Raw genomic sequence first — 23,423 nt, 5'->3', positions numbered from 1 at the left:
TTATTTCCCCTCAAATGGATTGCGGTTGAAAAAGTCGGTAACGGCGCCTTTTGATGCGGATGAAACGATGTGTGCGTATTTGCCCAGGACACCCCGTGTTTGCAAAGGCGGCAACACCAATTTTTCGCGACGCTGAGCCAACTCTTCATCCGATACTTGCATCGTCAACTCACGCGTATCCTGGTCAATGATGACCGTATCATTCGTTTCCAGCAAGGCAATCGGGCCGCCGTCTTGTGCCTCCGGTGCGACATGCCCAACCACGAATCCGTGTGAGCCGCCTGAAAAACGGCCATCTGTAATCAGACACACTTTGATGCCTTTGCCGGAAATTATGCTTGACAAGGACAACATTTCTGGCATACCTGGCCCACCTTTCGGCCCGACAAAGCGCACAACCACTACATCACCTTCAATAATCTCTCCGTTCAGGGTCGCTTCGATCGCCGCTTCTTCGGTGTTGAAAACCTTCGCCGGCCCTTCATGGCGTCGTTCCTTCAGTCCGGAAACTTTTACGACGGCACCATCAGGAGCAAGATTGCCTTTCAAGACAATCAACGGGCCATCTTTGCGTTTCGGATTCTCAAGCGTCATAACCACATCCTGGCCTTCTGCTAAAGGCGCCACGTTTTCCAAGTTTTCCGCCAACGTCTTTCCGGTTACGGTCAAACAGTCGCCGTGCAACAAGCCGTTATCAAGCAAGTATTTTTGAACGGCGGGCACCCCTCCGACATTGTATAGATCTTGGAAGACATATTTTCCTGAAGGTTTCAAATTGGCCAAATGCGGTACCCGTTTTTGAATTTCATTGAAGTCCTCAATCGCAAAGTCCACCTCAGCGGCATGGGCAATCGCCAATATATGCAAGATGGCATTCGTCGATCCGCCCAATGCCATCGTGATCACCACGGCATTTTCCAGAGATTTACGCGTGATGATGTCGCGCGGACGGATATTTTTTTCGATCAAGCCGATGATTGCTTCCCCTGCCTCGAAAACATCCTTCAATTTATCACCGGTTGCCGCAGGGTTTGACGATGAGCCCGGCAAGCCCAGCCCCATTGTTTCGATCGCCGATGCCATTGTGTTGGCCGTATACATCCCGCCGCAAGCCCCTGGTCCAGGACAGGCGTTGCATTCGATCGCCCGTACTTCTTCTTCCGTCATTTCGCCATTGTTCCACTTTCCGATGGCTTCAAAAACGGATACGAGGTCGATGTCATTGCCATCCTCATCTTGCCCCGGAGCAATCGTACCCCCATAAACAAAAATGGAGGGAATGTTCGCATTGGCCATCGCAATGACAGAGCCCGGCATGTTCTTGTCGCAGCCGCCGATGCTGATGAATGCGTCCAGATTTTGGCCGCCGACCGCAATTTCGATTGAGTCCGCAATCAGATCGCGCGAAGGCAACGAATAACTCATTCCCGGTGTGCCCATGGCGATGCCGTCCGAAACGGTCACTGTCGTAAACTGGATCGGCCAACCGCGTTGCTTTTTGATGCCGTCTTTTGCGATGGCAGCCAGGTCGTTCAAGTGTATATTGCAAGGTGTGTTCTCAGCCCAAGTGCTGATTACTCCTACCATAGGCTTTTTAAAGTCTTCGTCATGCATCCCTGTCGCGCGCAGCATCGCACGGTTCGGCGACTTCACAACCCCATCGTAAACGAAGCTGTTGATGCGTAAATCTTTTTTGTTTTTTGCGTTATCCATTCCCAAACCCCTCCCGAATTTTCATGCACAAACACTTACTATTAATCGAATTTTAACATTTATGTCCACAAAAGACTATCGGGGTCCCTCCGTAATGTAGGACATGGCGGATAATGATCTATATTTCCGAGGCGAAAGTGGAATCCTCAGTTAATAATTTCGCCTTTATTATTCGCCAACTTTTCACGCCACCGACGAAGGTCCTCTGGCGTTTGTCGCAACCACTCTGTTGCCTCTCCAACAATTTTTAATGGTTCTTGTGAACGATAGGAACGCGTCAGATTTCCTGGAAATTTTTTGTCTGTAACATTTGGGTCGTTTTCAAATTCCCCTGTCGGTTCTACAATATATACACGTCCACTTCCATCACCTTTTGCTAATGCGGCTGCAAGGCCCGCACCACTGACCAAGGCCGTGAAATAAATGTGGTTCATTTTAAGTCCGGATTTGTAATTCGATTCCTCATTTGCTGTCAGTAGATCCCCAACCTGCAAATCTGCTTTTGTCCCATGAAAAAAGGGGCCTGGGTCAGAAGGCGCAAGCTTATACGAATTTGATAATTCATAATTCTTTTTTGCCTTTTCAGAATCGGATAACGCCTCATAGCATTTCGCGATGTTCATATACAAAGATGGGAACGCACTCTTAACTGCAACTTCATTCACTTCTAGCGCAAACCGCAAAGATGTTTCGAACCATTTTAATTTGTCTGAACTATTTTTTTGATGTCGGGCTACATAATAAGCCGCGACAAATCTTTCAAAGTCGTCTGTCGCTTCACTCCAGGCTTTAAGAAATAGCAAGCTTGCCTCTTCAGGTTTGCCGCTGTCTTCCATGACCATACCCCGAAGAAGCAGTTGAATGATCTTGTTATTCGGGTTGAATTGATTTTCCATCTTATTTCACCTCTTAATTATTGAACCGCCAGCTGAAATATAATGATACCTAGCTTCTTAAAAATCCACTGCATTTTGCATGGATACAACTTTAGATTCTAAAAGCTTCGAAAGTGAGACTGCTGACGCTTACTCACTTTTTCTTCTCTCTTTTCATTGCCTCTTGCTTCATTGGCTTTGGCATTTTTTCTATAGCATACCTTAATGCAGTTCTGGGCATTATGTCCCTCTTGCTTAACACATACTGGTATACTTCATCTTCATACTTGGTGCATAAAGACTTCAGCATCCAGCCATACCCTTTTTGCACTAAATCATCAGTATCCAATAATAAACTGTCTGCAATTTCGAATATATCGTCTTTAAATTGACCCTTTTTGGCTGGGATTATAAGCGATACAGCTGACGCCCGCCTAACCCATCTATTTGGAGATTTCGTCCAATCTTTTAATTTATCTATGTACAATGGATACATTTCCAAGAATGTTCCAACAGTGTGGTTACATAAAGTATCACAAGTTGCCCAGTTGGTCACATATTCATTTACCCATTTTTCAAACAGAGGAAAATCATCTTCAGTGTACTGCTTTTTGATTGCATATGCCCAATTGCAAGCAATGAAAGCTTCCTCCATCATTCCGGAAATCCACAGTTGTTCGCATAAATCAAATATTTCTTTTTTGGAAAGCTTCTTGATGCTTTTAAATGCCTCTTTGGAAATCTTCGAGACTGTCATCGTTTTTACGCCATAGAACCTTACTTCTTCTTTAAAAAATCTTTTGCCGCTTTCCCTTTTCGTTTCGTCTGAATTATTGATTAGTTCATGCCTTACCTGTTCGATTATGTTAGACATAGCCCACCACCCTCTCAAACTTTTACCCATTCTTATTTCTCGGTACGTTAAAGTAAGTTCATTTCGCTTAATTATCTCAACACCGGTGAATTTAATCAACTTGTTGTGATTATCGTTTTTTAAGTTTTCACAAAAAAAACGAAAAGTTTAACTCAAAACTTTTCGTTATCCAATTCTATTCAGTTGTTTAACAAACGTGCTGGTGTTGTAAACATGCCAATATACTAAAAAATCTCATCATTATGTAGTAATTACCATCACCCACAAAAAATCATGCTGCTAGTACTCATTCAAACTTAAATCCAGAATATAATTTTTTGGCTATCCTTTTAGCTAGGAATGAGAAGTGTCCATTACGGAAAAGCGACTGAAATGAATTAAGTTTTATACGCAGCAGCGCTTATACTAAATGGAACAGGTTCGCCAAGAAGGTAGTAATCATGCATGTTGCAATGCCCATCACGGTTGGTATTGCGAAGGATATCCATGTCCATCTACTACTTTTGGTTTCTTTATAGATTGTGAATAATGTTGTAGAACATGGCCAATGGTAAATCGTAAACAGAATCATATTAGCTGCTGTTAACCACGTCCAACCGTTATCCAAAAGAAGCTGCTTAAATTGATCTAATGACTCGAATTCGAAGAGCGTTGATTTACTCAAGTACCCCATAACCATAATCGGAATGACAATTTCGTTAGCAGGAAACCCTAAAATAAAGGCCATCAAAATGGTTCCATCCAAGCCCATTGAACGAGCAAATGGATCAATCGCGTTTGTTACCCAAGTTAATACACTGTAGTCACCAATCATGATGTTAGCCATCATCCAAATAACTAATCCAGCTGGTGCCGCTACAATGATTGCACGCCATAAAACAAACAAGGTTCTATCAGAAATAGAGCGAACGATAACCGAGCCAATTTGTGGCTTACGATAAGGTGGTAATTCCAACGTGAATGATGATGGGATTCCTTTTAAGATTGTTTTAGAGAGCAATTGAGAAATCCAAAAAGTGGTTAATATCCCTAAAATGACTGTGGCAGCCAAAAGGATAGCAGATAGCAAACTACTCCCCAAACTCACTGAACTCCCTACAAAGAACATAGTAATAATTGAAATTAAGATTGGAAAACGTCCATTACAAGGAACAAAATTATTGGTAACAATAGCAATTAACTTTTCTCTAGGCGAGTTGATGATTCGTGTCCCAACTACACCTGCCGCATTACATCCAAACCCCATACACATAGTCAGCGCTTGTTTCCCACAAGCCCCTGCGCGTGCAAAATATTTATCTAGATTAAAGGCTACACGTGGCAGATAACCAAAATCTTCCAACAGCGTAAATAATGGGAAAAAAATTGCCATTGGCGGTAACATAACTGAGACAACAGTTGATAGCACATTATAAACCCCATCAATCAATGCCCCTCGCAGCAATTCGGGCATATGAATATAATTAGCAAATTGATTCAAATAATCACCTATTACAGCGAACAGGCTAGCTAAAACATCTGATGGTGCATTGGCTCCTTGGATAGTTAACCAGAAAACGACGATTAACAACAAAATCATAATCGGAATCCCTGTCAATTTTTGCGTTAAAATTATATCCAGTTTACGGTCATGACGATTGTAATCTTCATCGGTAAACTCCACTACATCTTTTGCGATAACTGTGGCGCGATCTAACAGTGCTAGAGTTTTTTCTTCCTGATTCCCTTCCAGACTTGCTAAAGCTTCTTTCATATAAGGATTCATTTTAATTTCCCCAGACACAACGTTCGCTAAGGTGGACATTAAATCATCTAATCCTTCGTTTTGACGTGCCGCTGTGGCAATTACAGGCACCCCCAATAAAGATTGGAGTTTCTCAATATCAATCTTTATTCCTTTTTGACGTGCCTCATCGATTAAGTTAACACAAACCACTACTTTATCTGATATTTGCATAATGTGTAACACTAAGTTTAAACTACGTTCCAATGATGTTGCATCACACACACAAATAGTAGCTGCAGATAGGTCCGATTGAATAAATGCTTGCGCTACCTCCTCTTCTTCTGAGTTAGAGGAAAGCGAATATGTCCCGGGTAAATCCACCAAGCAATAGTGGCTACCTTGATACTCATGTATCCCTTCCGCTAAGCCAACGGTTTTTCCAGGCCAATTGCCTGTGTGTTGTTTTAAACCAGTCAACCGATTAAAAACCGTACTCTTCCCCACGTTAGGATTGCCTGCTAAGGAAATCACATGACCGTTTTTCTCATTTTGCAATACGAATTCATCTGGCATACTATCCCTCCTCTGTTTTTACCTGTATATAATTTGCATCTTCGTCACGGATTGCGATAACTGTCCCTCTCACTTCGTAGGCTTTAGGATCTTTCTTAGGGCTGATCAACACCAATTTGACTGTACTTCCTGGATAAAAACCTAAATCCAATAATCTCTGTTGCATTTTTGTATCAGGATGGGCAACTTCCGTCACCACGACTGGCTCATTTCTTGTTAATTTCGATAATTCCATCAAAAAACCTCGCTTCATTTTTAGTCTACCCGCTCCGTTTTTCAGTACGGCCTTTACATGCTTGACCTTTTTTCCTACTTTGATTCATTGAACATAAATCTTGCTTGCAGCTTTGAAGCTGATTTGATAGGATTGATGATTCTTCGCCTCAAAGGTATACGGACCTTCGTACGGCTCCACGTTAGTCAACAAATAAGGCACACTTAATTTTACGTTCTTGTTGAGCAGATATGCCAAAAATTCATGATTGTCATCAACTTCCTGGATGACAAAGCGGCTTCCAACTTCTAGTTCGATTAACGGTTTGCTTTCACAAACTTCAATCCGCCCCTCTTTGTCGGGTATTACGCCTCCATGAGGATTATATTTTGGGAAACCTAAATACGCGTCTAAACTCTTGATTAATCGATCCGAGGACACATGCTCTAACATTTCTGCCTCTTCATGGACATCACCCCAGTTAAAGCCTAATTTATCCGCAAGAAAAACTTCCCATAAGCGATGTTTCCTTATCAATTTATTAGCAATCAACTGGCCTTTTTCGGTTATCTGTATACCCTGATAAGGAACATGACTAATCAATCCATCCTTCAGTAGCTTTGTCGACATTTCAGTAACTGATGCGGCGGAAACGGATAAAGCTTCACCTATTTGCTTGTTGTTGATCATTCGCTGGTCTCCACCCAACTCCATGATAACCTTCAAATAATCTTCTTTATGGGGTGTCATGCGCAACCTCCTTTTTAGGTATACCTAAACTACATTTCATATTATACTTCAAAACTTTCCATTTGCAAGTAAAAATAAAGTGGTGTATTCCTAAATATCGCTTAAAGGAAATTTTATGTTCATTTAATCACAATAATCCGACTTTTATATATCAAAAAAATGTTCGAAAATAACTGTATTAGAATTATTCGACGCAGGTATTACTGGATGAACTGGATGTTATCGCAGCATTCAAAAACCTAAGTAGTACAATGCGTGTTGGTGAAGTTACACAGAAGTAAGCACAAATTATAGGATACCCTAGGGGACACACCGCCGACCTCATTATAATTTCTTGGAAATCCAGTAACAAAAGTAACAACTTTGATAAACGTGTTAAGATAGAAAACTAAACAATTAAATGAGCCCTTCTACGAAAAAAAAGAGCCCTCACCCTTTATACAGATGATAGCTCTTATTATATTGACTAATTAGTAACATACTTATAAACCTCATTTATGATAAGCATGCCCATGGATAATCCGGAAAGCGCGGTAGATCTGTTCGACAAGCACGAGGCGCATGAGTTGGTGCGGGTAGGTCAGTTTGCCGAAGGAGATGTGCTGATTGGCGCGGGACAGGACGGCTTGGCTGAGGCCGAGCGAGCCGCCGATGATGAAGACGATGTCGCTTTTTCCGGAGGTGCCGAGTTTGTCGATTTCGTTAGCGAATTCCACCGAATCGTACTGTTTGCCCTGGATCGCCATCGCGAAGACGTAGCTCTGTTCTGGGATTTTTGCGAGGATTTTTTCGCCCTCCTTGTCCTTGATGATTTCCATTTCCTTATCGCTCAGGTTTTCGGGCGCTTTTTCGTCCCCGACCTCGATGATCTGCAGCTTGCAGTAGCTGCCCAGCCGCTTCGTGTATTCGGCGATGCCCTCCTTCAGATATTTCTCCTTCAGTTTTCCGACCGTGATGATTTTTATGTTCATTCCTTTTCGCTCCTTTTTGTTCTCATCTACTATCCTATGGGAATAAATGCGATTTCGCAACCGGATTTTTTTTTGACGGCTTTTTGATGGAAATATATCTATGATTTCCTGTTTGTCTTATTATTAACCAACATGGTTGTACAGTCTTATTATAATATGAAGAAAAGTGCAATTTTTGTCTGAAAAAGGCGTGAAAACCAGTTGCTTTTTTCTGTAAATGATTTAAGATACTCTTATGCTTTTGAGTTGCTTTATCATGCAGTAGCATTATAATAATATCAAATCCTATTCGCATGCTATTAGAGAGGAGAATTGGAATCATTGTGTTAAAGAAATTTTCGAGTTGGTCTGTTTCGCAAAAGATCGCAACGAGCTTTGCCTTTGTCATCTTTACCGGATCGATTTTACTTACGCTGCCGATCAGTCAATTGCCTACTTCGGAAGCAACCTATTTCGACAACTTATTCACTGCTATATCGATGGTTTGTGTGACCGGCCTGTTCACCGAATCTGTTCATGATTCCTACACCATCTTCGGCCAGATCGTCGGGATGGCCCTGATGCAAATCGGGGGCTTAGGGTTGATGACCTTGATCGCTTCCGTCATCACGCGCCTGAAAGGAAGGATGGGCCTGCGGAACCGCTTGGCCGTCCAAGAAGGGATCAACCGTGGAGATGCGCGCGGATTCAGGGAATATCTTTCGGATATTCTGAAATATACCGCCGTCATCGAAGGGACCGGTTTCCTTCTGCTTTCTATCCGCTTTGTGCCGGAAATGGGTTGGGCATCCGGAATGTTCACTTCCCTGTTCCTGGCGATTTCCGCATTCTGTAATGCCGGATTCGATACATTGGGGAATGTCAGCTTGGTGGCTTACGTCCATGATCCGCTGGTGAATTTTGTCATCACTTCGCTCATCATCCTGGGCGGTATCGGTTTCTCGGTCTGGTTCGATGTATCAAAAAGCGTGAAATGCTATATGGGTAAAAAATGCAGACCTAGTCTGAAAGTATTTTTCCGCGGTCTATCCTTGCATAGCCGTTTGGCCATTGGTGTCACTTTGATTGTCATTCTGATCGGTCTTGTATTTTTCGTCGTTATTGAATACAATAACCCGAACTCGATTGGGACATTCACTTTCCCGCAGAAACTCTTGGCCGGTTATTTCCAGACCGTCACCATGCGTACAGCCGGATTTGCGACGATTGATTACACGACCGTTTATCCATTTACACTCTTCTGGTTTGTGTTGACCATGTTTATCGGTGGTTCTCCAGGGGGTACAGCGGGCGGTCTGAAGACCACGACATTCGCAATCATCTTCCTGACGCTCTACAATGAGTTGCGGGGACAGAGCAATGTGAATATCGCGAACCACACAATCAGCCGCCAGCAAGTCCGCCAGGCTTTCGTCATCTTTATGGCGCTTTTGGGCACCTTGATTGTCGGCACCAGCCTGTTGAGCATCTTGAATCCAGAGGTGGATTTCATTTACATTCTTTTTGAATCCATATCAGCGCTTGCGACAGTCGGAGTCAGCGCAAATCTGACGCCTACATTGGATCGCCTGAGTCAAGCAGTCATCATGTTCTTAATGTTCGCCGGTCGTATCGGCCCAATCACAATGTTGGACAGTTTGGCAAAACGTACGCAAAAAGTTCAAGATGTTGAATTTTCTAAAGGAACTATCCTGATCGGATAATAGCAAAGAGGAGCGTATCTAAATATGAGTAAATTGGTTGGAATTTTGGGTCTTGGTATTTTCGGATCGACAATCGCAAAAACATTGAGCGAATTCGATGCGGATGTTATCGCTGTCGATAAGGATCCTGAGAACGTAAACCGTTTGGAACCATTCATCACAAAAGGAATCATCGGAGACGTAACGGATTTGGCCTTGTTGGAATCGATTGGACTCTCCGACTGCGATGTGGTCGTGATCGCTACCGGTACCGTATTGGAAGCAAGCGTGCTGGCCGTCATGAACTGCAAAAAACTTGGCATCAAGCATATCATCGCAAAAGCCAAAAACAAAAATTACCGTGAAGTTTTGGAGGCGATCGGCGCCGACACGGTCATCCTGCCTGAAAAGGAAACCGGGATGCGCGTCGCCAAAAACATCCTGCGCACAAATATTGAAGATGTGGTGAACTTGGATGACCAGACTTCCATCATCGAATTCTATCCTCCAGCTAAATGGGTGGGCAGAACACTGGGTGATTTGGATCTGCGCAACAAATACGATATCAATATCATCGGCCTCCGTCAACACCGCGGTGAGCACCTGAACGTATCCTTCTCGGGCGATTATATTGTGGATAAAGATATCGTGCTTGTGGGCATCACCGAATCCGATGTCTTCGAACGTTACGACTACTTGAACCAACTGACTTGATTTTCTGCAGCATCCCATTTTCGGGATGCTGTTTTTTTGTTTGATAATCGGAATCAGATTTTTGCTGCCCAGGTTTTGGATTATGCCTTCGGTTATACCCACTTCACACACCCAACTCACACCTTATCCACAAAAGTTATGCACATGTACACACGTTCCCCCGTTATCTAGTGGTAGCATTATTTTTGGCCACATCATATTGATTATCCTTAAAATGAATTATCCCCCTACCCGCACAGTTATGCACATGGCCTGTTGAGCAATCGAAATGCTATTTATCCCTTATTTACCAACGATTAATTAGCATTCTTCACATGGGGTCACATTCTTATGCACAGACTTCTCCGATTTCTGTGGATAACTCCCATTTTCAGAAAGCACCGCTCCCATCATCATTTACGCGTTTTGCACACATAAACTTTTTTTCCACAGAAATTATCCACACTTATGTGGATTTCTACTCTTTTCAGCTTTGTTTTCTGGGTGGAGGATGATAACTCGGACTTATCCATCCTCCAAGATCCAATCCCTTCCCAGCGACCCGTCGCTATAACCCCAAAACACAAAACACCCCGCATAGCTGCTCTCAAGAGACGCCAAGCGGGGTGTTCAACATTCAATTATTTTTTCAGCTTATTCGGCTGAAGTCTGCCCTTCAGTCAGGGTCACGGTCGTTGACTGCAGCGTTCCTGCGCGGTAGTAGGAGATTTCCACGTCGGTTCCTACTTCCAGTGCATACAGGATTTTGCGCAGGTCTACGATGCTCGTTACGGCTTCGCCGTTCATTTCCGTGATGACGTCGTATTGTTCCAATCCGCCCAATTCAGCTGCAGATAAAGCCTGGACTTCGGCGATGACGACGCCTTCCGTCACACCCTCAGGCAGCGTCAGGACGGAGCTTTGTTGGGCCGCCGAAATCTGGGAGAGATCCAGCATGGATACGCCCAGGATTGGACGCACGATTTCGCCGTTCTGTTCCAGTTCGTTGATGATGGTCAGAACATCATTGCTCGGAATCGCGAAGCCCATCCCCTCAACATTAGAATCGGATATTTTCATCGAGTTGATGCCGATGACCTGTCCGGCGATGTTGATCAGCGCGCCACCGGAATTACCCGGATTGATCGCCGCATCCGTCTGCAACGCCGTCACATCCCAGTCGACGATGCTGTCCCCATCCACATCTGTGGATACGGAACGGTTCTTGGCTGAAATGATCCCTTGCGTGACCGAAGTTGCAAACTCGGTTCCGAGCGGAGAGCCGATTGCGATGGCTGGTTCACCCACATTCACAGCATCGGAATCACCGAAGGAAGCCACTGCGGTGACATTGGCTGCCGGAATCGTCAAGACGGCCAAATCGGTCCAGACATCGCTTCCGACGACGGTAGCTACCTCTTTCGTGCCGTCCTTCATCAGGATTTCCAGTTCAACCGCTCCATCGATGACGTGGTTGTTCGTAACGATATAAGCAAGGTCGTCCTCGATTTTATAGATGACGCCACTGCCCTCACTGGATGTCTCCAAGGTTCCATTTGTGGTGTCAGAAGAGTTCTGCGGCAGATCGAAGCCGAACATGTTCGTATTGCCTGCCTGCATATTGATGATGGACACGACCGCGTCCTGCACTTTTTCCACAGCTGCCGTCGTATCGGTCGTTATGTTGACGGCGACATCCGTCACGGTTTCGTTGACGGATGTGTTTCCATTGCCATCTGTACCGGATCCGTTGCCGAGGATGCCCGAACCGAACAGCAAGCCAGCGCCGATCAGGGCGACCATCCCTCCTCCTATCAGTCCGCCGACGATTCCGTTCCTGATCGGTGAATTTTTGCGGTCTTTTGGACGTCTGGATGCGTCTTCGGTTTCGTTAACAGTGTTGTATACGCGCGCGCGTTCCTCTTTGTTCATCGTCGGCCTTGTGCTTGCGGTTGGTTCCACAACCGACTCTTCTTCGCTGGCCGTTTCTTCGACCTCAGTGTATTCGGCTTCTATTTCTGTTTCTTCGGATAAGTCTTCTTGATTGTGATCAGCAGATGGAGCGTCGGTGGCAGTCGATTCAGTCTCCGTTTCATTGTATTCTTCTTGATTAAGCGGATTATTTTTGTTTTCTTCGTCCCTGTCCATGATGATTCCTCCTTATCGTTCTACAAGTTCAGTATAGTTCCTTATTTTGAATAAATTATGAAGATAGTAAGAGAATATTTCGGAAAGTTGATCCTCAGTGAGCTTATTGTATCATACCCGCGTATGCAAAAAAGAGCGGAATCACTCGATTCGCCCCTCCTGCACTTGCCATCCCGCCTGTCGCCTAAACTCTGAAAAGTTCGGTCGGCTCGTCCGGATCGGTATCATATACAAAAAAATCTTCATTGACGCCCATGCCTTTTTGCATCAGAATGCTTTCAGCCGTATGGTGCGCCAAGGTCTTGATGTTGTTGTCCCGGCTCAAATGCCCCAGATAGATGCGCTTTGTCCGGTCACCCAGCATTTCGGCGACGGCGGCAGCTCCATCCTCATTGGACAGATGGCCTTCATCCCCTAAAATGCGCTGTTTCAGCGACCAAGGATACCCGCCCATGCGCAGCAATTCCAGATCGTGGTTGCTTTCGATAAGGTACGCGTCTGCATCCCGCAAGAGACCGCGCAAGCGATCGCTGACGTAGCCGGTATCGGTTAGCATGACCATCTGCTTACCTTCATGATGGAAGGAGTAGAACTGCGGTTCGGCAGCATCATGGGAAACGCCGTAACTTTGGATGTCGACATCGCCCAAGGTCAGCACCTGACCCATCTCGAAGATGTGCTTCTGCTCGGTCTTGACGTTGCCGATGATGTGGTCCATCGCCTTCCAAGTCGCTTCGTTCGCATAAAGATCCATGTGGTACTTGCGCGCCAGAACTCCTAAGCCGTGCACGTGATCGCGGTGTTCGTGCGTGACGAGGATCGTGTCCACATCCGCAAGGTTGCGGTCGATTTTCGCCATCAGACCAGCGATTTTCTTGCCGCTTAGTCCGCAGTCCACCAATATTTTCCGTTTGGGTGTCTCGATATAGGTGCAGTTGCCGGAACTGCCGCTCGCCAGATAGCTGACGCGCATGCCCTCTTTTTCTATTGTCTCAATCAAACATAGCCCCTCCAATACATCCATAAGTGTAACTTATTTTTTGGAAAATACCAGTAATTTTTCTCCCTGTTAGGAAAAGTTAATCTTCCGGCACTGCATGGGGAGACCACTCCGAAAGCCGATTATTTTTTGGGCTTGCGCCATGCTTTCTTGGCGATTTTGAGCGCACGCAGCTGGGCTGTCTTCTTGGAACGGTTCTGTTGGCTCTGCACCAGTATCGCATCCAGCAAGGTGATGCCCTCTTCCACGAATTCGCCTTTGTTCAGCATGACGCACTCTGCCTGTCCGGCCATGGTCGCATCCGACATCTCCGCCCGCGTCGGCACCCCGTTCTTCACCATATTCTCGAGCACCTGTGTGCTCCAGATGACGGGAATATGGGCAGCCTCGCAGATCCAGAGTATTTCTTCTTGGAGTTCCGACAGCCTCAAAAAACCGGCCTCGGCAGCCAAGTCCCCGCGGGCGATCATGATTGCCAAAGGATTTTGGCTGGCTGCGGCAACGATCAGCTCCGGCAGATGGTTCACGGCTTCCACCGTTTCGATTTTGATCACCAGCGGGATAGCTGCAGCTGCTTCGCTTCCGACCTGCTCCACTAAAGTCTTCTGGATAGCGGCAATGTCCTTGCTGCCGCGGACAAAAGAGAAGCCTAGGATGTCGGCATCCTTTTCGGCCACCAGTAAGTCTTCGCGATCCTTATCCGTCAAGATTGGCATCCTAAAAGTTGATTCCGGGAAATTGAGCCCTTTCTGCGCCTTCACTCTGATTCCCTTTGGCTTGGCAACTTTCCCGACCTGCACAACGATGCCTTGCGGTTTCTGTTCCACAACACGCCCTTCCAGGACGCCGTCATCCAAAATGACCGGACTGTCGACCTTCAGCGCATCAAAAAGATTCAGGCTTTCGCTGAAGACAATGATCGGATAGTGTTTCAGATCTTTGAAGGCAGCATCCGCCGTCAGGAAGAAAAGGTCGCCAACTTTTAGGCGCGGCTTATCTTTTTCGCTGATGACGGCATCAACCCGGATTTTCGGGCCCGCGATGTCAAAATAGATACGGCAACTTTTACCGGTAGTTTTTTGGGCTTCCTTCAGGTTTTCGACCATCTTAAGCCAGACTGCACTGTCATCATGGGCGCAGTTGACACGGGCGATATCCATGCCGCGCTCCAACAGGCGGACAAGAAAGGCCTTATCCTCTGCAGCCTGTTCCGGAAGGGTAACCATGATCCGGGTCGTCCGGTGCTTCGGCGGGTCACCTAATAAGGCATTTGCCTCGGTTGCCAGTTTTTTCCGGCCTGGAAATTTCCCGCTTGTTTTAGGATAATCAGCCAACTGCTTGATTTCTCCTGACATCAAGGCCAAGTTGCGGACGATCGCATCCAGCTGTTGGAGCACTTTCGATTCCGTTCTTCCCAGTGAGGATAACCCCCATTTGGACAGACGGCTCTGCAAAGGTCGGATATCCCTGCGTCGCAACGCCAGATAGTAGGCAAGGTTTTTGGCGCTGAGCTCAAACGATGTCCGGGAAATGCCAGGCTTCCATTCCGCAAAGAGGGCATTGCCTTCCTCATAAACTGCCTGACGGAGCGCCTGCATCTCTTGATATAACGACTGCAATTCATTCTGTTCTTTCTCTTTCATTCTGTTCGCACCTCGACCTTTCATCTTTTATCAAATAAAGGATTGTCTGCTGGAATATAGCCCGGTATCTGAAACAAAAACACCCTGCTCTGGTTCAGAATAGGATGTTTTTGAAAGTATGGACGGGGTTCGTCAGAAAGCCCCGCCGCCGGAACCGCCACCGGAACCGCCGGATGAACCTCCGCTGAAACCGCCGCCGAAGCCGCTGCTGTTCGAGGAAGTCGGCATCGATTTGGTTACGCCGGTGTTGATGCTGTTGTTCAGCGAGGACAGGAAGATGGCGTTGTTCATGTAGTAATAGCTGCCGAAAGCGGAAGCCTGGATCTCATTGACAGGAAACTCGACCTGCATCTGTTTCATGACTTTGTCGGCCACCCCCAAAGAGACGGCATAGACCAAGAAATGATCCCATAGAGCGATGGATCCGACATCGCGCATCGGAAAATCCCCCACGTCCTTCAGCATATTGCGGAAGCCGGCCCATTCCTGTTTCGCGCGTTCCCCATCGGCCGTCATGATCGGCTTGACAGCCACTGCCATGAGCTGGATGAAACTGAGCGCCGCACCCAGAACAGCAAGAATGATTGCCCACACTGTGAAAGTGCCGCCCATGACGCCGAAGAACACGATCGCGAACAACAGGAAGATGTTTGCAACCAAAGCCAGCACCGCGAAGGCGACAGCTTTTTTGTTATCCTTCGAACGATAGTTCTGGCGTTTCGGCGAAGCCACATCCATCACGCGCTCTTGCCATTTGACCCGATTCTCATTGAAACGTTTCGCTTCCGCCGAATTGTCGGCGATGTTCTCGATATCATCGAGCGTGACGCTTTCCCCATCCCCGACATCGCCGATGAACCAATCCACTAGCTGTTTTTCGTGGCTCAGGAGCGGGGCATTTTTTGTGTCCTTGATCTGCGTCAGACGGAAGGAATCTTCCGGCGCTTTTTCTCGTCCGAAAATCCCTTTTTGAGGGATTTGCACCGGCGAAATCGTCAGATAGCCTTTCCGCACCAAATCAAGAATAGTGGCCGAAATGTCAGCAGCCTGTACATTTCCGGTGAAGACGGCACCATTCATGACAGCCGGCGTCATGTCTTCAGGCAATTCGTAGATATGGTCCGGCAGATGGATTTCCTGCGGAATTTCTTTTTTTCTGGCTTTTCTTACCCACAAGAACACCAGAATCGGCAGAATCGGTGCAACTACCGCCAAGACCGCACTGATTATTCCGAAGAGCCACGCATTGCGTTGCTCTTCCTCGGCCAATGCGGCTTCCTGCGCCAATATTTCATCGAATTTATCTTCATTCACCACATTCGGATTGTCTGCAGTGATTCTGGTCGGGAAAATCACATGGGCCTCCACGAATTGATTGGCAGGATTCTGCGGTACGTACAGTAAGACTTTTTGATTGTCTTCCAGTGTCACTGAACTGTTCTCGTCGCCGCCATGGCCCCAAGCGCGCAATTCTTCTTCACCGGTGGCTTCCGGCAAAAGAACAGTAATATCCACGTCATTCAACGGATCCTCCCAGGCGGAACCGATGACTTTGCGGTTTAACTCCGCTATGTCGTTATAATTCGTGACGATTTCAGGAATGCGGTACTGATAGATGACCGTCTGAATTTCATCCGTCATTTTATTGTACACGGTGAAATTCAGGAAATCACCGGTGTTGTCCATTTTGAACGTCCCTGGTTCCTCCGTATCACTTAAAGCAAATGGGAAAGGAGTTTCCGACAGATACCCTTGCATTGACACTTTTACGTCTGTCGGATCCGCTACCTCTGAAATATCCAAATCATACAGCACCCCATTGAATTCCCCTTCAAAATCGTAAGTGATGCTCTCAGTGAAAAAAGCGCTACCATCCCGCTGTATTTCGACCAACACATCATAATTCGTAATCTCATAGGAACGGGCTTGTACTTCCTTCTGTCCAAATCCAATCAAAAAAAAGAACATGAACAGCATAATCGAGCCTATCCGTTTCATCATTACCTTCCCCTTCCGTTACCCTCCATCAAGCTTGTCGCTTCTGATACCCCCATTTTAACAAACTTATCTCCGTTAAAAAAGGAAGAACCTCATTTCGAGATCCTTCCTTTTGTTTATGTTGGTTGAAACCCCAATTTCCGTTTCAATCCAGTGTATTTTCCGTTTCCGAAGAGTCCACTTCCTCCATCAGTAAAGCACTTTTGTTGGCTGTTTTCGCTTGGATTTGCGCTTCAGCTGACGGAAGCGCAACGGTGGACGTCGTGATGATGCTTCCGGTCAAAGCATCAACCCGTCTTATTTCCACAGGTGCGTTTTCGATTTTGATTTCGATATACCACATTGGGCTGTAGATATCCATATCCGACAGGCTTAACGTGCGGTAATAGGTCAGCTGCACCATCCGCACGGTGGAATTCGAGGGAATCTGGTTATTGAGATACAGTGCTTCGACCGCTCGCTTCTGCGAAATCACGGTCCTGCTGCTGCCTTGCACTTCAGCCACACCCGCAAAGGTCTGTTCATAGGAAATGACTTCATAATCGGGATCCAAGTTGAACGTGATGCTGCCCGTGCTGTCGCCGATGGGAATATTGTTTGCGACTTGCGCATACACAAGTTGTCTCTTGAGCGGCAAATACGTAAGGAAGGTGTATTCGGCTCCGTAGAGTACGTTGCCTTGCAAGATGAAATCTGCGATCGGCGTTCTGTCGACGATCGTCAAATCTTCCGCATCGATCTCAAGCGGGATCGGATTCGACAGGACGCTGGACAACACACCCTCTTCAAAGACAGTCGTCTGATTAACCAGCTTTGACTGTTCAGCTTCCAGCGTGGCACCTTTGTCCGTCTTCAGCAATGGGATCTTCTCCTGGTCGGTCGACAGAGTCGGAAACGCGATGTCATCCGCCTTCATTGCCTCTTCGATGTTCAGGGTAGTGCTCTCGCTGCCGAAGCTCAATGTCGTGGCGTTTTTTTCCAACAGCACGCTTAGCAGATAGATGTTCAGGGCTGCGAAGGTGAGGATAAAAATGATTTTGATGCGTCTAAAGTCCACTATCATCCGCCTCCGTTTCCGTTCCGCCGAGCCATTGGTCCAGCGACTTCCATGCTCCGTCGATCTGAACGAACCATTTTGGCATCAGATTGACGAGACGGTTGGATTCTTCGCTGAACGTCCAATCATACCCCAATGCGATCATCTGAATCTCTTGGCTGCTGTAGCCACCGGCATCCAGCGCAGCCAAAAGGTCTGTCCCGCTCAACAGGGTGACATCCTCTCCGCGATCCGTCAGCGGTGTCTGGATGACTTGCGTCAGGAATTGCAGTTCCGTCATAGATGATCCGGACATATGGATCCGCGTCAACCCGTAATCAATTTCCCCGAAAATCGGATAGCCGTTTACGTATCTTCGGTAATAAACATTATCCGTGTCCTCATCGAACCCATAGAAATAAAAAGGATTTGTCCAGTTGTCCAACATTTTGATTTCATGGAAACTGTCGCGGATCAACCGATAATCAGGCACATCCTCGGCATCGAGGATGTTGCGGTAATAGTTCAACTGCCCGGTTTCCTTATGGATGCTCAATTCGGAAATGTTATCACTATAACTCACGAATTCGTCGTTTCCGTTGTCCTTCAGGTCGGTTGTATCACTGAAAAGCAGATCGATGAAATAGCTGTTCGAAGGTTTCTCAACCAGATAGACCAACTTTTGGATCGTGATTGCCTCTTTCGGAAGGTAAGAGATGGATGATTCGGATTCATACGATTCCACTTCCATGTACGCATCCTTTTGTCCTTCGTAAAGGTCCACCAACGGCTGCAGCACATTATCCGGACGCTTTGAGGTGAATACTTGCTTCGTCTCATCATTCAACAGATAGACGGGATCCTCTTCATTTGAGTTGAAAATGATCCGATCGATCGTGTCAGCATAATAATCCTCCTGGAGATTCGTGAAATAACGCGAAAGCAGCTCCAGGGGAACTTCCTCGGCAAAGCGGATCTCCAGTTGGGTAGGTGCCAGAATAAGCGCATCAAACTCCTCCTGCGTGTAGGTTGAGACATCTTCGATCCCGTCAAGCAAACTCTCACCCAACAGCTCATTCACGCTCTTCATGATTTTCGGCGTTTGCGTCAAGTAGATGCGCTTATCCGTATGGACGATCATCCTTATCGGCGCAAAGACATCCTCTATCTTCTTCGTGTTTGTCAGATTGGCAGAGACGGATGTCGTCGAATTCTGGCTTAACCCGATCGTGCTCGGAGTGGAAAGGATTCTGACCGTCAGAAACAAGCTGATTGCGACCAACGTGTATAATAGAGCGCTCAGTATCGGTGATTCTTTTTGTCTCATTCCCACTCATCCTCCTCATCCATCGGAATGTACGGCAAGGAAATAAAGAAAGTGGACCCTTTATTTTCCACACTGGTTACCCAGATTTTCCCGCCGTGCAATTGGACGACCTCTTTGGAAATGGCCAATCCTAGCCCGGTGCCGCCCATCGAACGAGCACGCGCCTTGTCCACCCGATAGAATCGGTCAAAGACATGGCCGATGTCCTTACGCGGAATGCCCAAGCCCTCATCGGTGATGCTGATGACGACACTGTTATGCGTCTCCATCAGTCTGCAGGTTATTTTCCCGCCGTCCGGAGAATATTTGATGGCATTGTTCATGATATTGTCGATTACTTGGATAAATTTATCCTGATCGATTTCGACCCACAGCGTACGTTGCGTGAAGTCCCGTTCGATCTTATATTTTTTGTTGCGGTACTGTTCCGATTTCAACACCACTTCGAAGCGATCGATGATATGCGCGACCAGCTCATTGATGCTGACGAACTCCAGGTTCAGTTCCTGTTTGCCTTGATCCATCCGGGAGAGATTCAGCAAATCGGTGATCATCCGGATCATCCGATCGGTCTCGGTGGAAATGACCTTCAGGAATTCAGGAGCGATGTCTTTGTCTTCCCAAGCACCGTCGATCAGCGATTCCGTATAACTTTTCACGCTCGTCAACGGTGTGCGCAGTTCATGGGACACATTGGAAACGAAGCTGCGACGTTCCTGTTCGACTTTTTCCTGCTCTGTGATGTCGGAAAGCACGCAGACCAATCCGCTGATGAAGCCGGATTCCCGCTGGATGACGGAAAATTCTCCGCGCAGGATCGTATCCTGATCTTCAGTCGGAATATTCAGAATCAATTCATCCTGCGTCTCCAACAACTGGCGGAAAGTGAATTTCTCGCCCAGCTTCAGCACTTTCATGATTGATTGTCCGATCGCTTTGTCTTGGGAAATCGAGAGCAGATCCATCGCCCGGCTATTGATGATGATGATTTTGCCGCGGCGATCGGTGGCCAATACGCCATCCGTCATGTGCCGCAGGACGCTATCCAACCTTTGGCGCTCCGATTCCGTCGTTTCCTGCGCATCCTTGACTTTGTAGGACAGATCGTTGATGGTATCAGCCAATTCGCCCAATTCATCCGCACCATAGACCGTTACCTTGCCGGAATAATCCCCGTCGGCAATGTTGGCCGTCTGCCTGCGCATTTCGGAAATGGGCCGCGTGATACCGCGGGAGATGATCACAGCCAACACGATCGTAATGATGATTGCCACAACCGAAGCGTTCAGAAAGATGCCCACTGTCTGGCTCATCTGCGAATAGACCGACTCGATATTCGATTCCATCACCAACACCCCGATAAGGGTACCGGTATTGTCAGTCGAATAGATTGGACTGATGTTCTTGAGCACGCGGCTGTTCGTGTCTTCCTTCACATATTGATAGGAAGAGGGTGCATCCAGAAGAATGACCTGTTGGACATCCCGATCGGTCGACTTCGTTCCGATCAAAGATTGCAGCGTTTGGTCATTGATTCCGAGAATATACCCCTGTTCATCCATGACCTGCGTTTCCAGAATGTTGGAGCCCGTAAAATCGCTAAGGATGGTCTGGACCGACTCCTCCAGCTTTTCCGTCTCATCGGCCATCAGGATCGGCTGCAACGTTTTCTCAAGAAAGCCCGCATTCAGGCTCATTTGGCTGTCGAAGTTGCTGATCATTTTCGTTTCCAGTTCACGGATAAAGTAAGCACCGATCAGTTGCAGGGATACCAAAAGGAGGAGAATGAACAGCATCGGTATCTTGAAATGGATGGAGTGAACCAAACGTATCTTTTTGTTCATATACTGTTACTCCTGATCCGGATTCTTCAAGAAGTAGCCTACTCCTCTTCGCGTGATCAACCAAGTCGGATGGCTTGGTGTATCTTCGATTTTTTCGCGCAGTCTGCGGACCGTCACATCGACAGTGCGGACATCGCCGAAATAATCATATCCCCAGACAGTCTGCAGCAGATGCTCCCGCGTCATCACTTGGCCGATATGTTTCGCCAAATAATGCAATAATTCGAATTCGCGGTGGGTCAACTCGATCTCTACCCCGCGCTTCGACACGATGTAAGCATCTTCGTGAATGATCAATGCTCCGATTTTGATTTCATTTGTATCGTTCTCTTCAGGCGGTGCCGCAACTGGTGAGGCTTGTCTCCTCAAGTTCGCTTTTACGCGTGCGACCAATTCCCGGTTAGAAAATGGTTTCGTGACATAGTCATCCGCACCCAATTCCAGCCCAAGCACTTTGTCGATTTCAGAGTCTTTAGCTGTCAGCATGATGATCGGTACATCGCTCGTCTTGCGGATTTCCCGGCAGACTTCCAATCCGTCCATCTTGGGCAGCATCAGATCTAGCAGGATGATATCCGGGCCCACTTCCGCAAATTGCGCCAAGGCTTCTTCACCATCAAATGCAGTGAAGACCTCATAACCTTCTTTGGTCAGATTAAACTTGATTATATCTGAGATTGGTTTTTCATCGTCTACCACTAATACCTTTTTCATCTTCAAACCTCCTTATTTCTTGCAACTCACTGTCCCTTTCGGAACGTCTACTCTTTATTATACAATTGCAGCCGATTAAGTGCAAAGCGTTCCTGAATTATCCATCGGCAGAACCCGTACTACTGTACAAAAAAGGACGAGACATCAATCGTTTTCCTGACTGATGGCTCATCCCCCTATTTGACGTTATGGCATTCATTTATTGATTCATCAGCTGTGGATGACGACCGGAACCCCGATACCGATCATCCCAAACAGTTCAGCCATTACACCGGGTGGCGTATTGACACAACCATTCGAGCCGGCAGTAAGCCAATATTCACCGCCGTAAGCAGGCTGCCAGGATGAATCGTGGATACCGATGCCTGTCCACTCGACAGGCATCCAGTATTCGACTGGCGATTCGTAATCCTTTTCAGTTCTCGGATTATAGCCTTTCAAAACGGCATCTTCTTCTTTGTTCCAGATGTAGAAGACCCCAGTCGGAGTCGGCGACATCGGATGGCCGGAAACAATATCCGTTTCAAGCACAACCACGCCATCTAGGTAATACCACATGTGTTGGCTGGATAGGTCCACTTCGACATAGGTGGTGCCGATGTCCGCGCCATCCGCATGATAGCCAGTGCCGTTGTAGTTCGGCGTTACCGTCACATCTTTCCCTGCCAAAACATAGCTGATCAGGTTGTCCGTTTCGGCTGCGACAGCCAGTGTCCATCCATACGTGCCGGATGGGACTTGGACCGTTTCACCGTCAGTTGCCAGGAAATCCCGTGTACGGGAATAGGTGCTGTATTTGTCGCTCAGTCCTTGCAGATAGGCTGCAACGCCTTCGCGATTGACGGACACTTCGCCGTTCTCGTCTATGCCTAACCATTCGACGATGGCTGTTTGCGGCACAGTTTCTGTCTGTCCGGAAATGGTATATTGGATAACCGTATCCGTCAAATCATCCAGTTTTTGCAACGTTTCCGCCAGAATTGGATCATCCGCCGTTAATGTTGGCTGTTGATAGGCCTGTGCCAGATCGATTTCGGTTTCTCCGGCAATGACTGCTTCCAGCATCGTTGCCTTCAACAATTCCAGATCTACCATGTTTCCTGCCGTTTCAGGCGAAATCTCGTAGCCGTCAGTCCCTTTGACAACAGTAGCGTTCACGGGGGCCGTGCGACTCTCATTCTCCAACGGCAGCGCCGCCAAAATGTTCCCTAAAGCCGTTTCATCAACGGACACACCGCTAAGGTCGGTTTTTTCCTGCTTTTCTTGGAACAGCAGGAATGGCCAATCCCAGCCACTTTGTTCGGCCTTCATCGTTTCCAATTTCTCGGTGTTGTCGATGGAAACGCCCAGGTCGGCGGGTGTGAAGGCATGGATAGTCTCTCCATTTTCGATTATTTGGATCTGCGCTTGTGCGATTGCAGCGGTTGTCTCTTCTTTTGCTTGGGCTACGGTATCATTCGATATGTCAATGCCATCCAGCATCGTATTCGGTAAGAATTTATCCTCATAATAGCTACCTGTACCAAAGTATCCGGCTGCGACCAATAAGACCGCTGTAGCGCCAATGATGATGGGTTTCTTTTTCACTGTCCAGACCACCTTCTCGTTTTATTACAATTAAGTTACGTTTGTGTTACAAATA

At 46.9% G+C, this 23,423-nt stretch carries 18 protein-coding genes; 2 read left to right on the top strand and 16 right to left on the bottom strand.

Translation table 11 applies throughout. The features are described from left to right. The 7 genes from ilvD to rlmH form a co-directional block, all read right to left on the bottom strand. Positions 1–1,713 (bottom strand): dihydroxy-acid dehydratase, encoded by a 1,713-nt coding sequence (gene ilvD, locus AC0J5I_RS06355; RefSeq protein WP_475304758.1) that lies wholly within the window; start codon positions 1,711–1,713, stop codon positions 1–3. Between the two features lie 146 nt (positions 1,714–1,859). After that, positions 1,860–2,336, bottom strand: coding sequence for an NAD(+)--rifampin ADP-ribosyltransferase (arr, locus tag AC0J5I_RS06350; RefSeq protein WP_475305580.1), 477 nt, complete (start codon positions 2,334–2,336; stop codon positions 1,860–1,862). Between the two features lie 406 nt (positions 2,337–2,742). Further along, a complete protein-coding gene (locus AC0J5I_RS06345) occupies positions 2,743–3,462 on the bottom strand; it encodes a DNA alkylation repair protein (RefSeq protein ID WP_475304755.1) in 720 nt (239 codons plus the stop codon). 400 nt (positions 3,463–3,862) lie between these two features. Beyond that, positions 3,863–5,761 carry a ferrous iron transporter B gene (gene feoB, locus AC0J5I_RS06340; protein ID WP_475304751.1) on the bottom strand — a complete coding sequence of 633 codons (1,899 nt, stop codon included), beginning with the start codon at positions 5,759–5,761 and terminating at the stop codon, positions 3,863–3,865. 1 nt (position 5,762) lies between these two features. Further along, positions 5,763–5,996 (bottom strand): FeoA family protein, encoded by a 234-nt coding sequence (locus AC0J5I_RS06335; protein WP_475304746.1) that lies wholly within the window; start codon positions 5,994–5,996, stop codon positions 5,763–5,765. Between the two features lie 84 nt (positions 5,997–6,080). Continuing rightward, positions 6,081–6,725 carry a metal-dependent transcriptional regulator gene (locus AC0J5I_RS06330; protein WP_475304743.1) on the bottom strand — a complete coding sequence of 215 codons (645 nt, stop codon included), beginning with the start codon at positions 6,723–6,725 and terminating at the stop codon, positions 6,081–6,083. Positions 6,726–7,216: 491 nt separating this feature from the next. Next, positions 7,217–7,696 (bottom strand): 23S rRNA (pseudouridine(1915)-N(3))-methyltransferase RlmH, encoded by a 480-nt coding sequence (rlmH, locus tag AC0J5I_RS06325; protein WP_086628949.1) that lies wholly within the window; start codon positions 7,694–7,696, stop codon positions 7,217–7,219. A gap of 293 nt (positions 7,697–7,989) precedes the next feature. Here rlmH and AC0J5I_RS06320 point away from each other — a divergent pair, with 293 nt between their 5' ends. Next, complete coding sequence (locus AC0J5I_RS06320; protein ID WP_475304737.1) at positions 7,990–9,399, top strand: TrkH family potassium uptake protein; 1,410 nt, start codon at positions 7,990–7,992, stop codon at positions 9,397–9,399. Between the two features lie 24 nt (positions 9,400–9,423). Next, positions 9,424–10,092 (top strand): potassium channel family protein, encoded by a 669-nt coding sequence (locus AC0J5I_RS06315; protein ID WP_086987027.1) that lies wholly within the window; start codon positions 9,424–9,426, stop codon positions 10,090–10,092. A gap of 633 nt (positions 10,093–10,725) precedes the next feature. Here AC0J5I_RS06315 and AC0J5I_RS06310 read toward each other — a convergent pair. The 9 genes from AC0J5I_RS06310 to AC0J5I_RS06270 form a co-directional block, all read right to left on the bottom strand. After that, positions 10,726–12,003 carry a S1C family serine protease gene (locus tag AC0J5I_RS06310; protein ID WP_475305576.1) on the bottom strand — a complete coding sequence of 426 codons (1,278 nt, stop codon included), beginning with the start codon at positions 12,001–12,003 and terminating at the stop codon, positions 10,726–10,728. 400 nt (positions 12,004–12,403) lie between these two features. Continuing rightward, entirely contained in the window at positions 12,404–13,192 is a 789-nt protein-coding gene (locus AC0J5I_RS06305; protein WP_192875250.1) for an MBL fold metallo-hydrolase, read from the bottom strand. 149 nt (positions 13,193–13,341) lie between these two features. Further along, positions 13,342–14,862 carry a pyruvate kinase gene (locus AC0J5I_RS06300; RefSeq protein WP_159072100.1) on the bottom strand — a complete coding sequence of 507 codons (1,521 nt, stop codon included), beginning with the start codon at positions 14,860–14,862 and terminating at the stop codon, positions 13,342–13,344. A 132-nt stretch (positions 14,863–14,994) separates the two neighbouring features. Further along, positions 14,995–16,863 carry a DUF2207 domain-containing protein gene (locus AC0J5I_RS06295; protein WP_475304732.1) on the bottom strand — a complete coding sequence of 623 codons (1,869 nt, stop codon included), beginning with the start codon at positions 16,861–16,863 and terminating at the stop codon, positions 14,995–14,997. 142 nt (positions 16,864–17,005) lie between these two features. Continuing rightward, the gene (locus tag AC0J5I_RS06290; RefSeq protein WP_475304730.1) at positions 17,006–17,917 is read right to left on the bottom strand and encodes a two-component system regulatory protein YycI; all 912 of its coding nucleotides are present in this window, start codon (positions 17,915–17,917) and stop codon (positions 17,006–17,008) included. Further along, a complete protein-coding gene (locus AC0J5I_RS06285) occupies positions 17,907–19,223 on the bottom strand; it encodes a YycH family regulatory protein (RefSeq protein ID WP_475304726.1) in 1,317 nt (438 codons plus the stop codon). Before AC0J5I_RS06285 ends, AC0J5I_RS06290 begins: the two co-directional genes overlap by 11 nt. After that, entirely contained in the window at positions 19,220–21,067 is a 1,848-nt protein-coding gene (walK, locus tag AC0J5I_RS06280; protein WP_107994614.1) for a cell wall metabolism sensor histidine kinase WalK, read from the bottom strand. Before walK ends, AC0J5I_RS06285 begins: the two co-directional genes overlap by 4 nt. Positions 21,068–21,073: 6 nt before the next feature. Further along, positions 21,074–21,781: a response regulator YycF gene (gene yycF, locus AC0J5I_RS06275; protein ID WP_086987019.1), complete on the bottom strand. Its 708-nt coding sequence runs from the start codon at positions 21,779–21,781 to the stop codon at positions 21,074–21,076. Between the two features lie 210 nt (positions 21,782–21,991). Next, positions 21,992–23,368, bottom strand: a complete 1,377-nt coding sequence (locus tag AC0J5I_RS06270; RefSeq protein ID WP_107994613.1) for a L,D-transpeptidase family protein — start codon at positions 23,366–23,368, stop codon at positions 21,992–21,994. Positions 23,369–23,423 lie beyond the last annotated feature (55 nt).

The sequence above is a fragment of the Trichococcus sp. TS_SC_9 genome, from assembly GCF_056156325.1.
This window is presented reverse-complemented; position numbering and strand designations above follow the sequence as displayed.

Bases quoted from the DNA above. Each gene is read 5' to 3' on its own strand.
- ilvD (WP_475304758.1), bottom strand. From the start codon at position 1,713: ATGGATAACGCAAAAAACAAAAAAGATTTACGCATCAACAGCTTCGTT.
- arr (WP_475305580.1), bottom strand. From the start codon at position 2,336: ATGAACATCGCGAAATGCTATGAGGCGTTATCCGATTCTGAAAAGGCA.
- AC0J5I_RS06345 (WP_475304755.1), bottom strand. From the start codon at position 3,462: ATGTCTAACATAATCGAACAGGTAAGGCATGAACTAATCAATAATTCA.
- feoB (WP_475304751.1), bottom strand. From the start codon at position 5,761: ATGCCAGATGAATTCGTATTGCAAAATGAGAAAAACGGTCATGTGATT.
- AC0J5I_RS06335 (WP_475304746.1), bottom strand. From the start codon at position 5,996: ATGGAATTATCGAAATTAACAAGAAATGAGCCAGTCGTGGTGACGGAA.
- AC0J5I_RS06330 (WP_475304743.1), bottom strand. From the start codon at position 6,725: ATGACACCCCATAAAGAAGATTATTTGAAGGTTATCATGGAGTTGGGT.
- rlmH (WP_086628949.1), bottom strand. From the start codon at position 7,696: ATGAACATAAAAATCATCACGGTCGGAAAACTGAAGGAGAAATATCTG.
- AC0J5I_RS06320 (WP_475304737.1), top strand. From the start codon at position 7,990: ATGCTATTAGAGAGGAGAATTGGAATCATTGTGTTAAAGAAATTTTCG.
- AC0J5I_RS06315 (WP_086987027.1), top strand. From the start codon at position 9,424: ATGAGTAAATTGGTTGGAATTTTGGGTCTTGGTATTTTCGGATCGACA.
- AC0J5I_RS06310 (WP_475305576.1), bottom strand. From the start codon at position 12,003: ATGAACAAAGAGGAACGCGCGCGCGTATACAACACTGTTAACGAAACC.
- AC0J5I_RS06305 (WP_192875250.1), bottom strand. From the start codon at position 13,192: ATGCGCGTCAGCTATCTGGCGAGCGGCAGTTCCGGCAACTGCACCTAT.
- AC0J5I_RS06300 (WP_159072100.1), bottom strand. From the start codon at position 14,862: ATGAAAGAGAAAGAACAGAATGAATTGCAGTCGTTATATCAAGAGATG.
- AC0J5I_RS06295 (WP_475304732.1), bottom strand. From the start codon at position 16,863: ATGATGAAACGGATAGGCTCGATTATGCTGTTCATGTTCTTTTTTTTG.
- AC0J5I_RS06285 (WP_475304726.1), bottom strand. From the start codon at position 19,223: ATGAGACAAAAAGAATCACCGATACTGAGCGCTCTATTATACACGTTG.
- walK (WP_107994614.1), bottom strand. From the start codon at position 21,067: ATGAACAAAAAGATACGTTTGGTTCACTCCATCCATTTCAAGATACCG.
- yycF (WP_086987019.1), bottom strand. From the start codon at position 21,781: ATGAAAAAGGTATTAGTGGTAGACGATGAAAAACCAATCTCAGATATA.